The 13,803-nt window shown below is 40.0% G+C and carries 17 protein-coding genes; 8 read left to right on the forward strand and 9 right to left on the reverse strand.

What is annotated here, in order from left to right:
- Positions 1-110: 110 nt before the first annotated feature.
- Positions 111-356 (reverse strand): hypothetical protein, encoded by a 246-nt coding sequence (locus KJB35_RS00360; RefSeq protein WP_285468866.1) that lies wholly within the window; start codon positions 354-356, stop codon positions 111-113.
- Between the two features lie 520 nt (positions 357-876).
- Between KJB35_RS00360 and KJB35_RS00365 the strand changes: the two genes are divergently transcribed.
- Positions 877-1,704, forward strand: coding sequence for a hypothetical protein (locus KJB35_RS00365; RefSeq protein ID WP_285468867.1), 828 nt, complete (start codon positions 877-879; stop codon positions 1,702-1,704).
- A gap of 34 nt (positions 1,705-1,738) precedes the next feature.
- Here the strand turns inward: KJB35_RS00365 and KJB35_RS00370 are convergent, their stop codons facing one another.
- Positions 1,739-2,014 (reverse strand): hypothetical protein, encoded by a 276-nt coding sequence (locus KJB35_RS00370; RefSeq protein WP_285468868.1) that lies wholly within the window; start codon positions 2,012-2,014, stop codon positions 1,739-1,741.
- A 421-nt stretch (positions 2,015-2,435) separates the two neighbouring features.
- Here KJB35_RS00370 and KJB35_RS00375 point away from each other — a divergent pair, with 421 nt between their 5' ends.
- Positions 2,436-2,981, forward strand: coding sequence for a hypothetical protein (locus KJB35_RS00375; protein WP_285468869.1), 546 nt, complete (start codon positions 2,436-2,438; stop codon positions 2,979-2,981).
- 63 nt (positions 2,982-3,044) lie between these two features.
- On the opposite strand, the gene KJB35_RS00380 is transcribed toward KJB35_RS00375, so the two are convergent.
- The 6 genes from KJB35_RS00380 to KJB35_RS00405 form a co-directional block, all read right to left on the reverse strand.
- Entirely contained in the window at positions 3,045-3,686 is a 642-nt protein-coding gene (locus tag KJB35_RS00380; RefSeq protein WP_285468870.1) for a hypothetical protein, read from the reverse strand.
- A complete protein-coding gene (locus KJB35_RS00385; RefSeq protein ID WP_285468871.1) occupies positions 3,667-4,125 on the reverse strand; it encodes a hypothetical protein in 459 nt (152 codons plus the stop codon). The genes KJB35_RS00380 and KJB35_RS00385 overlap by 20 nt, the downstream gene beginning before the upstream one ends.
- Positions 4,122-4,385: a hypothetical protein gene (locus tag KJB35_RS00390; RefSeq protein WP_285468872.1), complete on the reverse strand. Its 264-nt coding sequence runs from the start codon at positions 4,383-4,385 to the stop codon at positions 4,122-4,124. Before KJB35_RS00390 ends, KJB35_RS00385 begins: the two co-directional genes overlap by 4 nt.
- Positions 4,386-4,559: 174 nt before the next feature.
- A complete protein-coding gene (locus KJB35_RS00395; protein WP_285468873.1) occupies positions 4,560-4,871 on the reverse strand; it encodes a hypothetical protein in 312 nt (103 codons plus the stop codon).
- Between the two features lie 126 nt (positions 4,872-4,997).
- On the reverse strand, positions 4,998-5,747 hold the full coding sequence (locus KJB35_RS00400; RefSeq protein ID WP_285468874.1) for an HAD domain-containing protein: 750 nt from the start codon (positions 5,745-5,747) through the stop codon (positions 4,998-5,000).
- A 60-nt stretch (positions 5,748-5,807) separates the two neighbouring features.
- Positions 5,808-6,419 (reverse strand): hypothetical protein, encoded by a 612-nt coding sequence (locus tag KJB35_RS00405; RefSeq protein ID WP_285468875.1) that lies wholly within the window; start codon positions 6,417-6,419, stop codon positions 5,808-5,810.
- Positions 6,420-6,557: 138 nt separating this feature from the next.
- Between KJB35_RS00405 and KJB35_RS00410 the strand changes: the two genes are divergently transcribed.
- From KJB35_RS00410 to KJB35_RS00425, 4 genes are all read left to right on the forward strand, one after another.
- Positions 6,558-7,682 carry an acyl carrier protein gene (locus tag KJB35_RS00410; RefSeq protein ID WP_285468876.1) on the forward strand — a complete coding sequence of 375 codons (1,125 nt, stop codon included), beginning with the start codon at positions 6,558-6,560 and terminating at the stop codon, positions 7,680-7,682.
- Positions 7,683-7,719: 37 nt separating this feature from the next.
- A complete protein-coding gene (locus KJB35_RS00415) occupies positions 7,720-8,031 on the forward strand; it encodes a hypothetical protein (protein WP_285468877.1) in 312 nt (103 codons plus the stop codon).
- Entirely contained in the window at positions 8,028-8,975 is a 948-nt protein-coding gene (locus tag KJB35_RS00420) for a HEAT repeat domain-containing protein (protein WP_285468878.1), read from the forward strand. The genes KJB35_RS00415 and KJB35_RS00420 overlap by 4 nt, the downstream gene beginning before the upstream one ends.
- A gap of 963 nt (positions 8,976-9,938) precedes the next feature.
- A complete protein-coding gene (locus tag KJB35_RS00425; protein ID WP_285468879.1) occupies positions 9,939-10,649 on the forward strand; it encodes a hypothetical protein in 711 nt (236 codons plus the stop codon).
- Positions 10,650-10,688: 39 nt separating this feature from the next.
- On the opposite strand, the gene KJB35_RS00430 is transcribed toward KJB35_RS00425, so the two are convergent.
- A complete protein-coding gene (locus KJB35_RS00430; RefSeq protein ID WP_285468880.1) occupies positions 10,689-11,705 on the reverse strand; it encodes a hypothetical protein in 1,017 nt (338 codons plus the stop codon).
- Positions 11,706-12,191: 486 nt separating this feature from the next.
- On the opposite strand from KJB35_RS00430, the gene KJB35_RS00435 reads away from it, so the two are divergent.
- On the forward strand, positions 12,192-12,602 hold the full coding sequence (locus KJB35_RS00435) for a hypothetical protein (RefSeq protein ID WP_285468881.1): 411 nt from the start codon (positions 12,192-12,194) through the stop codon (positions 12,600-12,602).
- A 748-nt stretch (positions 12,603-13,350) separates the two neighbouring features.
- Positions 13,351-13,803, forward strand: coding sequence for a hypothetical protein (locus KJB35_RS00440; RefSeq protein WP_285468882.1), 453 nt, complete (start codon positions 13,351-13,353; stop codon positions 13,801-13,803).

Consider the following 13,803-nt stretch of genomic DNA (forward strand, 5'->3'; position numbering starts at 1 on the left):
TATGGGATTCGATCAACAGATCGAATTGCTCTTTTAGTTCAGTTAGGAGGTCTGTTGCTTCTGAGTTCACGGCTTTATCTACAGTCTATTTGGTTGCGGCTAATAATACATCAAGGTAGCGGATCAGCAAACGACTTCCTGTCGCTTCTGTCGTTCGCGAAGTGACCACCTCGCTTAAAAATCATTCGAACAGATTTATGATGGCAAGAAAAGTGAAGGGTTGCTATTGCACTACAGAAATTCTGTGGCATTATTACAAAACCTTCTGGGAAGTTAGTCCGTTCGCAATGCGTCAGGCTTTCTTTTTCTAGAGCACTGTAGGGGGTGGTGTCGAGTAGTGCTGTTCTTGCCGCCACACAAAAAACACCCATGATTTAACTGCTCGTGTGTGACTTCATTAAAGACAAAACAAACAGCTTAAAGGGTCATAGGGTTCTGGTTTTGGATAATCTTGGTAATTGGGCTAAGGCAAAAACAGAGCTTGCATACTAGGAACCACGCGACTGAGTCTTATCTAGAATAAGACGTACCTTCGGTTGTAAGCGATTTATGCAATTAGGCGGCTTTTGTGCCGCCTTTTCTATATCTGTAAAAAAACATCTCTCGCAAGACATCCACTCAGGTATTCCTTCACAAGTTCCCTTCGAGATACATACGACAAAACTCGTTTATCAAAGCTCCTGTCAAAACTGATCGTTAATCGAGCGGTTGATATTTCTCTGTGATTAAGCCATACCACTGTACATATTACCACTAACCTTACTGTTGTAAAGGTTTTAAAAAACAATTGTAGAACCACCTCAAAGTATGGATGTGACAGAGTTAACATACGACATGTTGCTGCTAATATCTTTTTATTGATAAGGGAGTTAACCAATGTCCTATACCTTTTTGACCTGTAAACGCAGCGCAGCCAGATACAAATCTCTTGAAGAGTGGTCTCGCTCGGAGCCGATGATCTATTATTTTGCTGAATCGAAAGGTTGGGTCGAAAGGTGTATTGAACAAATTAACAAACGCGACTCTAAACGTGCGACGCCAGTTTCTAACCCTTCTCCAGTCTCTACTAAAGAGAGCGTTGGTGTTGACGCCGATAAAGAGCAGCTAATACCAAAACGTATCCCTAGAGTGCGTGAGCGGGTGTTGGCCGATCAAGACAAATCTAACAAAACGGCTGAGGCTGAAACTAAGCCCCTGAAAGAACCGACTTGCACAAGCTCACCAGAAGTCGTTGATACCTCTTCTATGTCGACTTCAGACTTACCCGCTGACGTTCGAGAAGAGTCGCGTCGAAAAAGGAGAGAAAAGGCTCTGGCTAACAGGAACCACGACATCCTTCCAATCAAAAAGGTTCAATCAGTGAACCCTAATCCGTGCCGTAGGGGAACTAAATGGACTATAGAATCATGTCGTGAAGTCTATATGTCGTTTGCCTCTAAAGATGAATGGCGTAAAAAGCACCCTGTGAGCTATGAAATAGCACGACACAAAGGGTGGATCGGACTGTACGAAAGAGACGCGACTCCTTTAAGCCTGAGCTACGAGGATTGCTTGTCTGATGCAATGAGGTTTAAGACATTTAGTACTTGGAAGAGAAAAAGCAATGCCGTATACATGATGGCTAAAGAGAATCAGTGGCTTGAGGTTATTGAGGCAGCCTTTGGAGAAAGAGTTACACTTGAGAGGAAAAACTTTATTCCTTAACACGACTGGTGGATGTCCACCAGCCGTTTTTTTGTCAGATGTGTTTGTGAGGATGTTCGACCTCACGACTTCGCCTGTTGTTTAGGTTGTATTTTTCAATACCGCTAAAATATTGCTCCGACACATCCATTTCGTCTGGGCGCATTTCATCAACACAAATGCTAGGAAAATGTGAACTATCTTCAAGTAGTAACTTTGGGCAATTAATTGTAATCGAGACACTATCCTTCGAAGCATTTGCACTATCATATTGACCAGTTGCAAGTACAAGTCCTACTACCAAGAAGGCATTGTAAATCTTACTATTCATCCGCATAACCTTATGTTAAAAGATACTGAGACAACCTATCTCAGTGGTGTCATTGTACCACAAAAACCTAAGCAAACACCATAACGAGAACAACACCAAAACCTTGCTGCACAAGGCTTGAGAGTGGTATTATACCTTCGAATTTTAAACTTAAACTGAGACAAAATTAACGTGAATTTCTCTATAACCTTCACGCGCAACTTTAATGTCCTAACTAGTATTACCGTTAACAAAAACCAAGCTTTAGAAATCCTAAGAAGTCCGCATATTGGGTTAGAGTTAGACTTTATCAACGAGAGTCTGAATAATGATTTCGATGTTTTTTGTAAACGTCTTCCTTGTGGGAAAGTTATACATTGGCAGCAAAAGTAAGTGTTCTTTTAATTTAGCTGTTAATATTTTAACATTTAAGAAAACAGTAATGTTAGATAAAGAGCTTAAGTCTGAATTGGAAGAGCGCAATCGTGTTGAGACGAATGATGTTGAACTTGAACCGATAAAGAACAAAGAAGAGGGCGAGTCAGATTTAGATTCTAACCCCGTAATTGAAGAGGATAAAGAAGCGCTTCAGTCAGAAGGTGAGGTGATTAACGCCCCTGCTGTTATGGAGAAAGATAATCCAACTCTTATCTGGATAACTTATTTGATGTTCGGTTTGGGAGTGTTCACTTTAGGACTGTTTTCGCTTGCAGGTGTTATCATGGCGCACGTAAATGGTGTTGATGGCTCAAGTCTCGATAGGGATCATTGTAGATATCTTCAGCGCACATTCTGGTTTGGCGTTATGTGGACTATTGTTGCTTCATTGGTGTTCACAATTTCCCTACCTGTTGCAGTTTTGGGCGGAGCACTTGGAACCTCAGTAATGATGTTGTCTTGGAGCGTTTTCTGGGTTGTAAGTATCTGGTACTTATACCGTGTTTTGAAAGGGTATGTATTCTACGCAAAGCATAAGCACAATTACTAATTGAAAGTATGTTGTTACTATTGTCATAGTTTTGGCACTTCGTCTTAGAAGTGCCTTTTTTTATCATTTTATGTACTTAGCTACAACTTCTGCATTTTCTTGAAGTTCAACAATATCAATATCTAACTTCTTCGAGAGCACATGAATATCCGCAAGCAAATTAACAATACAGGTTTGGATATCATGCGAATGCATAGCTGTGCCATTTTCTGATGCGAATTTATCTAGCGCAGCAAGAGCACGTTTAGCGGACACATTCTCTTCATTCTTAGCCCACGTCTCGGATACATCAACAACCTTACAAAGCTCGGAATCTCGAAAGACCATGTTTTCATAAGGCGTAGGAGTTCCGTCTGGCTCCAACCCCAAGTTCAGATAGACTTTTTCCAACTCCTTGGCAGGTAAGCCTGAGATTTGCGCGTTTTGTAGTAATAAGGAATCGCGGGAAACCCATTGTGAGTGTTCCTTTGGCGCATGTTGCTTAAGTTGATTCATAACCTCGATATGAAACGGAGAGCCTTCAATCACTTTTAACGTAAGCAGTAGCCATGCATCGAAGTCGGTTTCTAGCTTGTTCGCTTCCTGTTCAATCTGGAGTTCGAATTCACCATTCTCGTTTTGAAAAATCCCCCAACCTTCGCGATACGCAATTGCTGCTGCTGTAGCTTTTAGCGGAAAGCTGACTTCAATTTGGTTCTTTTTCATGTTTTATGACCTTTGCTTTTGTTTTAGTTTCTTTTGGTAGCGATTTAGCATAATTGATTAAGTGTCTAGCGCTTTTCATCAGGATTTTCGGGCAATTGTTTTCTGGGTAATCCGTTCCTTTACAGGCGTCCCAGTTCGTGAATAATTCAGTCACGTAATCATATAGGCACGAAAGTGCATCTGAGTCACTCCACTCAACCTCGTAGTACCCTGTCGAAGCTCCATAACCGACGGTGCCTCGAAGTAACATTGGACATGACGTTAAGTTGCCACAGCATCGCTCAAGGCTTTTCCGTTCCCATTTGTAGGCTCCCTTAACTTCTGGCGAGCTTTCTTCATCGCGAGTAGTGAGAAACCGTTCAGAACCTTCCATAATGCCAAGGCGGTCGATTTGGGCGGCAGCAGCTTGAGTTAGTTTTTTGAATATTCTTGGGTTCATTTTGATTGCGGCTTGTGTAGCTTAACTTTTACATACCAATCGCTATTATTTCGAGAGTTGTGTGTGGAATACACCTCACTAAAATCGAACATTTCGACGCTACCGTTTTTTTCAGCAGCTTCTTTTATCTTTTTCTTAAGAGAGCTTCTTGTAACTTGTTGTTCACGATCGAAATATAGGTACTCGACATAACCAAATAAAGAGAGAAGACTATCAAAGATCTCTACTTCGCCACTTGCTTCAACAACAGTGTATCGCATGGTTCACCTCTGGTATTTATAAGTAGAATTTAAGTTAAACGCGCCATGAATAGACAAGAGTGTTTACGTTCCTTGTTTTGCATTGCGTCTTTAATATTGGTCATAATACCACAACAACTTGGCATTGCAACAACAATCTCCTTAATAAAAAAAGCGCCCATCTGAGCGCTTATTTCATAATTTGTAGGTCTGCGGTAAAAGTCCTGCCTCAAACATAAACTCAGGATCTACACCTGAATTCTCGACAGTTTGAGTCTGAAAATCAATGAACTCATCAACCTTCTCAAAAGTAGTTTCCTTCGAATACCCCACCAATAGGTAGTTAGGAGCAATTTCGTGTAAACCATTCTGGTTAAGTTCATCAATGTACAAGACACTCAATGTACTCTGTTCTTCTAAGCGCACTGTCTCGTGAGCTTTTTTGCCACAACAACCAGCTAAAATTAATACAACGAATAGTGATGCAAATAACTTCTTAATGAACATTGATAAAACCTTAAAGTGTGATGCACAGCACATGGAAAACATTTAGTGATAATACCACATGGCTTTGCATCAGCAAGAAGTATTCAGTTCATCTAGTCTAACTGGCGGAATAATAACCGCAGTGCCTTAGATTGATTCAAAGGACTTTAACAGACCCTCTATTTTTGAAAAGTGGCTGCTAGTTAGTCCATTGTGCTCTGAGGTAAACACTGGGTTCAGTGATTTAGGGATCGGGTGTGAATCTTCCAAAACAAGGCAGTGGCTAATCTTTTCAGACTCTATGTACTCAAAGATCTCATCTGAGCGCGAGGTTTTACACGTTCTTTCATAGGGCGTCTTATACGTGAACTCAAGAATGTCCCGATCGGCAATTAATTTGTAAAGGTAAGCTTCGCTCTCTGTGCCGACTGGGTCTGCAAGTTCACCTATGAGATCTGAAATCGTGATACCTCTTATTCGCCATTCTGAGGTGCAAATTAAACTCGCATTGTACTTAAGAGCTAACGAAGCGAGTTTCGCTAGTTTGTCAGCGCTTACAACAACTCCCAACCTTTCTAAATCACTCATACTGTTCTGGTTTGGCATTGCCATTAATTTAGTCCAACCTGAGTAATCGTCTAAAACACCATTGATGTCGACAAATATCCCGACATTTTTTTCAGTATGGGTAGGAGCAATCATTCCCATAATGCCACTCTCTATGCGAGCTTGAGCTACACGTTCCCCAACCTTTGGGGTCGGAGCTTCAATGCGTCCTAGAAAGTGCATACCCTTTGCTGCTTTTTTTCGACCTAACGGGTCTTGTCTTTTGACCTTTATTAGTTCGATATGATTCTTGCCATTGAAGTATGAACCAAAGACATCGAAAAATGCCATTTTTTATCCTTGTGAAGTGGGAGGGGGATCAGTGGATGCGTCTAACATCCACCAGCATCATTAAAGAATATCTAGACACTCTTTAAGCTCAAGGCGTCCCTTGACGTTCATCCAGAGGGTCTGTATCGACTCCTCTTCGATAACGCCTTCTAAGACGTCCTCATCAAAGTTACCTGCCTTGCAAATCTCAATTAACGTAAACACACCAATCGCATCACCAATGAATTTAAGGTTGGCTTCTCTGATATCCTCTAAGCTTGCCTGAAACAGTGACTGTTGCTTAGGAAGGATAGTGAGTTTAAAGAGATCAAAAACAGCACCTGAGACAGCATGTCGATTGTTTGAGTAGTCTTCGCACTCTAGGTGTTTAATTCCATCCTTGGTAAACCCTAAAGTATTGCTCTCTTTGTCGAACTCGAACATTTCGCTAAACGTTTCTAGTTTACCTTCGAGTGCTCTAATAAGTGCAGAGCATTTCTGCGTACCATCAGGCTCTATGATAATTTTATTGAAGCTACACATAGTAGAGCCCATGATGCTCATCATGTTTAGATCAATGTTGATTAATATAGCGTGCAACTTGTCCACGCTTGTAATGTTCCAATTTTTAATGCACTGACCAACGCTGTACCATAGAAGGTGCAGGTCTTCGTCAATTAACTTTGTTTCCATAATAACCTGTAAATTCGTTTAACTACTGTGCCATGTTTGAGGTGATTGCATCGTATATACACCCTCAAACCTGTGTGGCATTATAGCTAAATATAACACATAACCTTGCATCGTTTTACAATGAGCTTTTATTCAAAGATGACCCAACAAACAAACTACGCACCACCACCATTGGTGAAGAGTTTCCCTTTTTGCTCTCCGCTCTATGGTGATGGATATAATCTTAAGCCTGAGCAGTTAGAACGTATGAGTGACTCAGACAACCTGAACATTAAGTCGCTAAAGATCGGACAGCAAGGTATTGATGTAACATTCGATATTCTTGTCCTTGGAATTGATTCCCAACAGAATGTGAGAATGTTCATTGACTCCAAAGGACTACTGAAAGGGCATACGTGCTTAACTGACAAAGAGGCTCTTGAATGTCATTCAAAGATAACAGAATGCATAAACAACTATTCAGACACTAACGGTGTTGGTAGAAGTTGGGGAGTTGCAGCCAATGAGTCACAAGTGGGCTTTAAGCAACATTACCAGTTAAGCCATAATGAAGTTCATGCAAGGTGCGTAGAAACACCTAATGAGGCGATATACCTGTTAAGCGTCCAAGACGAAACAGCAAGGCTCTATCAAGCACAAGTGACAACTGATAAGTCCAATGTCTACTGTGGCGCTACATTCCTAACAGAGTTCGACCCATCAGGTAGCTTAATTGATAAGCGTACGATTTATAGCGCTTTCTTAGACGCAACTTTTATCCCAGTAAATCAAAGAATGATGCGATTCATCCGTGAACCATTCAAGTGTGTTTCGGATTTTGAAACCTATCTAAGTGGGTTGGGTATAGCCGCCGCTCGATTCTCGCTCAATGATGATATCTACGAAGTGTTTTTCGAAGAGGGTGGTGAGAGTTTAATGATCGTGCTCATTGAAGATGCTGAGTGGTTTAATACACCAATGGCACTAGCTGATTTTTTATCTAACAACTCAAATCCACATGCTTCTGAATTTAAGTTGGTTGGCTACAAAGCGGGTGGTGTACTCAAGAAAACAAGCGAGACTTGTGAAACTACTAGTGATGCAAGTTACGTCGAGTGCTCTTGCTGTTCTTTAAAATGGCATGATGAACCCCATAGAAAGAATGTTCTGCAAGCAATTAAGGCTTTGTCCAATAGTAAGCAAGTCACTTGCCCTAATTGTCATCAGGAAGCTTTTGTTTACGTTAGCTTTAATGATCTAGCCATTTTGGATGGAGGTTGTTGATGCTGGTGGATGTTTTACTGAATGAAGGATGTAGATAATGGGTCTCCGATTAAGTACAGGTCTTGTTGATTCTCGCGGCAGGGAGATTTTCACCAAAGACGAGATTTGTGTGATGTTAGATGACAAAGATGATACTCATGGTTCTTATTGCATCTACAAGGTTGAATTACGGGGTCTGACTTCGATGGTTGTTTATGTTCGCTCAGAGAAAGGGAGAGTGTTCCCTAGTAACGCATCTTCAGCGCCATTGCACACCATGTACGATTACAAGGATTTCTGCTGCCCATCAGTGAATCTGAAATCACTAAAGCCACTACATGAACTATTTATTACGGAAGGTGAAAGATGACGAAGTCATTATTGGCAAAGTTCTTTACGAAGCCTGTGAGAAAATGCGATTTCTCCGCCAAAACCAAAGAACAGAAGATAGAGATCATCAAAAGACCTTCTCGAATCAAGCATGAAGAGTTAATGGAGCTTGCTAAAGACGTCTCAGTGGAAGTGAGGTGCACGGTCGCATGTCATTCAGAGGATTATCAAGACATCCTAGCTATGCTGGCTTCAGATGAATCCGTCCTTGTGAGAACTTGGGTAGCATCGTTAATTAGGTACGATGCTAGCAATTCAAATGTGATAGAAAAGCTTTTAGTCGGAGCAGACACATCACTCATGCGCATTTTGGCGAGTCGTTTTGGTGGCACCTCAAGTCTAGTTCGCGACATAGCCTTAAGTCATCCAGACGATGTTGTCCGAACAATGGCACTTGAATCATTTGGTTTTTCGAAGTTTCTAATCGATCCTAGTGTATTGGAAAGTTTAATTGCTGATGAAAGTGAGTCAGTCTTGTACGCGCTCTTGAGTGTTGTTGACTCAATGATGGATCAGCAAGCAATTAGATTAATTGCAAAGTCATGTTCAAGCCCACTGGTGCGCAGACTAGCATTGGTTTACGAACTCGAAATGCCTAGCGATGAAGATAGAAACGGCTTTCATGCTCAAATGGCAAATGATGATAATTGGCTGGTTAGAATAGCGCTTGCTTACTACACGACATCGACTAAGGCTATCGCCATGCTTGCTGAGGACAGCAACTTGAACGTGAGACTTGTTGTTGCAGCAAGAGCAGGTTTCGCGGATGGTGATGTCCCGAACAGTGTGGTTGATTTGTTTTCAGGTGAGCAAGAAAAAGATATGTATAAATACTCTTTGGTGATGTCAAGGTATCACACTGACGCTGTCCAACTACTACCAGAGGTTTTTCTCAAATATATCTTTTACGGACAGCAAGGTTGATTTTTTACAAAGCCCAGCGTCTCTGCTGGGCTTTTTTTTGCTAATGAGTGGTTTTAGTTGATTGCACTTCAAGTACGGGTCTAGATGGGTGAAACTCATCACACGTTTCACAAGATGGAGATGAATAAAATGGCGTACCAACAATCGTAGCAGTCGACGCTATAATTCCTAGGCTTAATGCACTTAGTAAGTAGTAACAAGGTAATGTGGAGCCTCTTATTTCAGGATTGCCCATGAGATATGTGATGATGTGGTGTATTGATATTACTCCTATAAGGAATAATCCTAGTAAAAATAAATGATGGAGTTCTTCTGATAGGAAAAAGCCACCAGCTAAAATAGCCCAAATAATAAACAATGGGGTAGGACGTTTTATTTGTTGGAAATATTTGTTAATTCTGGTTTTTTTTACATCAGTATTGAGGTGTGGCATTTCTAATTAGCTTAAAAAATAAAAATGTTACTGTAAATAACCGAAAATTGCCCTCTTTAATGCCTGCTGATAAATCAAATCATCATGAACGAGATAAACACTCTGGTGTTTTCTGGCTAGCAAAGTAACTCTTGTTAATAGTTTGGCGCCAAAGTAAAACGTACAAAATCAACAGGTTACAATCAGCGCCAAGTTTCCAGAGGTCTGGAAACTTCACCTTTTAGTTGAAACCATTTAGGTTTGATGTGATTTAACAATAAAAAACCTGAGATGAAAAAATCCTTTAGTTTTCTAAATAATTATTAGATTGTGAATTTCATAATTCATAAAAGATTTAGGTAACTTAATATGAGAAATTATATGAAAGCACTAATATTTCAAGATGAAATTAATTTCCGACCTATCCCACTGTTTTTACATGAAGAATCGAATCTTTTAAAAGCACTTATTAGAAAGACCTTGCAAGATGCCTATTAAGCCTGTAGATTAGGAGTTATCACCTTATTAGGTAATTTATAAGAGATATAAAAATGAAAATAAAAAGCAAAAATATCCAAGAGGCGGCATTAAAAGAGAGCATCGAAATTCTGCATAAATCTAACAGAATTACCGCAAGCGGCTGTGCTATCGAAAATAAATACTTGCCTTATTTCTTAACCAAATATCCCAACACTTGTCCAATTCAAAGCGATGAGAAAACAAAGCGTTGGTCTCTACCAATCCCTGTGCAAACAAATGGTATCAGACGGGCTGAAAAAGCATTAAAGCTTATTGAAAAGAGTGTGGGTCTAAAGATGTTTGAGTTCGTCCACGCAGTTGAGAATCGAGGTGTAGTGTTTAACGAGGGATTTGCCAACGAAGGGGTTGTCAATCAAGATGGTGAAATTCTTGAGTACAAAGTAACAAAAAACTCTTTGGGCTGCGTAAACACCAACCCTGAAGCGAGCGAAATTTACTACCACCACAAGCTAACTGGCTCCCCACATAACATCGACGGTGTGTATTATGTGAATCTCGGCTCTCACAAAAGAAAGGGCGGGGCACGAGATTACAGTTATCTTTCACCTTTAAAATCGCACGAAATTGCAACGCATGAGATGATGCATGTCTTGGGGATGTTTGGGCATGTAGATGGTTTTGGGGAAGGTAATCAAAGAATATCGAAGGGGACACTAAGAGCGCTTAAGTTGCTTTACCAGAATGATGCTGGCACCCCTTATGACTCACTAAAATTTCAATAGAACTTAAATCAAGGCGACAGCTAATGCTGTCGCTTAATGCTAGATAGCTTTAGGCTCTGCAATTAATTTTCTAGGTATTTCGCTACGCATTCGTTCAAGCAATGGCGATTTAAAATAGGTTCCGTCCGAATTTATATAAGGTAAGACTATTACATCAGCGCTCCAATCAATAACACTGGCAATATCTTCCTCTGTGACAAAACAATCATTCGGGATGAACAGTGTTTTTCTTGGGCAAAACGTAGCTGAAAGATTACTTGGAGTTATAAAATAGTTTGATGGAAAGTACTCTGAGGTCTCTATGAATGCAGGGCAGGTGTTCGAACTTTTTTCGTAAGTGTTACCGATCGAGCTATAAGGTTCTGAGCGTGGACTTTTGATGATTTGGGCGTGAACCATCTGAACTATTGGATCGGATGAGTGGACTATCACATGCATACCGTTGTGTGTGATTTCTTTTGCAATGTTAGTTCCGAAGCCACCAGTGGTACAGAACATTCGACTCAATGTATCTCTAACTTTCATCATATGCTCTTTGATAGGCTTCCATTTCTCATGGGCAGACTCAGCCACCACAACGTCGGCGGACTTTAAGGCGTTTTCAATGTTTAGTCCTAATATGTCGTTTATTAACGCCTTGGTGTTTCCTGTGATGTGATCACCACCGAGTTTGTAAACCATTTCAATCTCCAAGGAGTTTGCCGCAAACCATTCGCGAACATGCATCAAGTTTTCAGCAACATAGGTAGCTAAACCGTACATGACATCACTCTGAGATTTGTTTATTACTTTTAATTTCAGTTGAGTGTCGATGTAGGTATAAATGATAGCGTGAATCACATCACTATTTAGCAAGCAGGGATCAAGTCTCATACATCCATGTTGGTCTGAAATCTCAAGAATCTTCTTTTGTTCTATACCTATTGAAAGTAGCTTGTTCTTTATTTGGCTTGATGCTTGGTTCGAGCATAACCAATAGCTACCAGAACCAGAAGAAAGTTTTTTATTATGCAGGCTTACGAGCGTATCAAGTTGTTCAATTAGACTACCAAACACAATGAAGTTGCCTTGTGGGTCTTTTGTAAGACTTTTCTCGGACTCAGTCCTGTAAGTAATTTTTTTTAGAGAATTACTTACAACTTCAGACAATGTACTGATTATTTTATGCGATCTGTTATTTTTGTGATTTCTTTTAAACATTGAGGTGAATTATTTTGCCTGAATATATTTATTCACCGCTTATAAATCAAATAATGAATGGTAGTGCTTGAGCTAGCTGGTGGCACCTCGACAAAGACTTGATGAGTTTATAAGGGAACAATAATGGACTTATAAAGTCGTGTTCGGTGACTTTCAGTTATAAGTGTAAAATAATTCCCTTATATTGAATGGATGTAGTGCTGAGGACGAATCAGTTCCACTCACTTCGAATTGCACAGTTCTAGATTAGGATTGCATTCCGTCGTTCTATTTGTTTTGAAATACGTATAAACTACCATTACTTTGCCTCACAAGCCGTCGCATTAAGCAAGGAGATCGCAATTGAACACATGGCAATTCGTAGTACCAGAAAGTGACTTAGATTCATCTAAAATGCTAATTCATGGTAACTTCATAGCAGAAAAAGCATCAGGTTATTACAATGGCAATAAGACTTCTTGGCATGTCTATGAGGTTGAATGGATAGTAGGTGAATTTGAGCGACATCAGAATTATGAATGTGATTTAGGTGCCAAGGTGATCAATAAACAAGGTTACGAGTTTAAGTCCGTTCGCTCTAATGGCTCCGTTTGCTTTGTGACCGTAAGAAAGATTGATAACACCAATAAAAACCAAGCAAAAAAGATTCTACGTGAAGAGTACGCGAAAAAAGGGCGCATTGTTTCTTGGTCAGAAAACGAAAGTAAAACCGAAGTTATTAAACATGAGCAAACCGACGTTCAATCAAGTTAATCCAACTCAAGGTTAATGCCTTTTTGTGTAGCGGTGTCGGATCGACCTTAAGATAAGTGAGTAGTTAGGTTATCACTACTCACTTGACTACGATTTAGCATTGCAACACCATGATAACACTCTTTGTCCTAAGTGGTTTTAGGTACACATAAGCACAGGTGTATTATGTTTCCTCTAAAATGTTTCCTCTAAAGACTTGGATTCAATTCTCACTCATTTTTTGGTCAAGTTCAAAGAAGCGCTCAAAGTGAACATCATTTGACTCATTCTATTCGAGCAGGCTTGCTCGGGAAAACTCTTGGCGCAAATTGGAGTCCACAAGTACGAGTAGAAGAACTTATGCACCAATCCTCAAGTTCGTTCGAGTATTGCTTTTCATAATGTATTGGATTGTCTTCACGATACGCTGCGTCAGCACAAAGTAGAAGCGGCTAAGTTAGATGTCGACGTTGCGATCTAGCGGCAATTGGAGGCTTGATCTGATTTGTACTCTTGCTTGTTGAAGGTCGAACTTGAACTCGAATGTTCGCTTAAGCAAAAGTGTAGTGAAAACATTCACAGTTGGGATTTTGAAAACCTTTCCGACTTGATTAATGAACTTACAAACGAATCTGTTTTTAAAAACAAACTAGAAAACCTGTGAACCGAAATCTAAATATTTTTAAATAATGCCACTTTTAGGTTGACTGTCACGTTTTTGTGTCGCATTATTTATGTCATCAAGAACGTGACAATTCAGGTTTCAATTATGATCTTAAAATGCTTATCAGTCATTGGTACAGAACAGATCCGCTTAACAAAAACGATTTACGAGCAAGTTATCAAGCTCGCGGGGACTAGTAAATTCTCAAAAGCTCAAGTTGTTATTGAGCGAGCGATTGCTGTAACGCAAGAGCTTATGAAGGATAAGTCAGAAGGCGTACAATTCTATGAAGTTGATGCTACTGGTGAAAAGTTCTCATGCAATTTTGTGTTTGAGATCCCTGAGATTAAAGAAATGGCAGAAGAGAGACAACGTGTCTCAAGATCGATTTATGAGGATGTGTGTGGGCTAACTGCATCAAAAACAATTAATGAAGCTCTCCCTCATTTGCAGCTAGCGCTTAATGTTTATCAATTGATTTTTGATTCAGTTGATAAAGGTTCAAAATTTTTCAGTGTTGATGCGCAAGGTAATACTTGCCAAATAAAGTTCATTTAA

This window comes from Vibrio sp. D431a (assembly GCF_030248655.1).
GTDB classification, from domain to species: domain Bacteria; phylum Pseudomonadota; class Gammaproteobacteria; order Enterobacterales; family Vibrionaceae; genus Vibrio; species Vibrio alginolyticus.

Coding starts and splice junctions, on each gene's coding strand:
- KJB35_RS00365 (WP_285468867.1), top strand. CDS start 877: ATGTCCTATACCTTTTTGACCTGTAAACGCAGCGCAGCCAGATACAAA.
- KJB35_RS00370 (WP_285468868.1), bottom strand. CDS start 2,014: ATGAATAGTAAGATTTACAATGCCTTCTTGGTAGTAGGACTTGTACTT.
- KJB35_RS00375 (WP_285468869.1), top strand. CDS start 2,436: ATGTTAGATAAAGAGCTTAAGTCTGAATTGGAAGAGCGCAATCGTGTT.
- KJB35_RS00380 (WP_285468870.1), bottom strand. CDS start 3,686: ATGAAAAAGAACCAAATTGAAGTCAGCTTTCCGCTAAAAGCTACAGCA.
- KJB35_RS00385 (WP_285468871.1), bottom strand. CDS start 4,125: ATGAACCCAAGAATATTCAAAAAACTAACTCAAGCTGCTGCCGCCCAA.
- KJB35_RS00390 (WP_285468872.1), bottom strand. CDS start 4,385: ATGCGATACACTGTTGTTGAAGCAAGTGGCGAAGTAGAGATCTTTGAT.
- KJB35_RS00395 (WP_285468873.1), bottom strand. CDS start 4,871: ATGTTCATTAAGAAGTTATTTGCATCACTATTCGTTGTATTAATTTTA.
- KJB35_RS00400 (WP_285468874.1), bottom strand. CDS start 5,747: ATGGCATTTTTCGATGTCTTTGGTTCATACTTCAATGGCAAGAATCAT.
- KJB35_RS00405 (WP_285468875.1), bottom strand. CDS start 6,419: ATGGAAACAAAGTTAATTGACGAAGACCTGCACCTTCTATGGTACAGC.
- KJB35_RS00410 (WP_285468876.1), top strand. CDS start 6,558: ATGACCCAACAAACAAACTACGCACCACCACCATTGGTGAAGAGTTTC.
- KJB35_RS00415 (WP_285468877.1), top strand. CDS start 7,720: ATGGGTCTCCGATTAAGTACAGGTCTTGTTGATTCTCGCGGCAGGGAG.
- KJB35_RS00420 (WP_285468878.1), top strand. CDS start 8,028: ATGACGAAGTCATTATTGGCAAAGTTCTTTACGAAGCCTGTGAGAAAA.
- KJB35_RS00425 (WP_285468879.1), top strand. CDS start 9,939: ATGAAAATAAAAAGCAAAAATATCCAAGAGGCGGCATTAAAAGAGAGC.
- KJB35_RS00440 (WP_285468882.1), top strand. CDS start 13,351: ATGATCTTAAAATGCTTATCAGTCATTGGTACAGAACAGATCCGCTTA.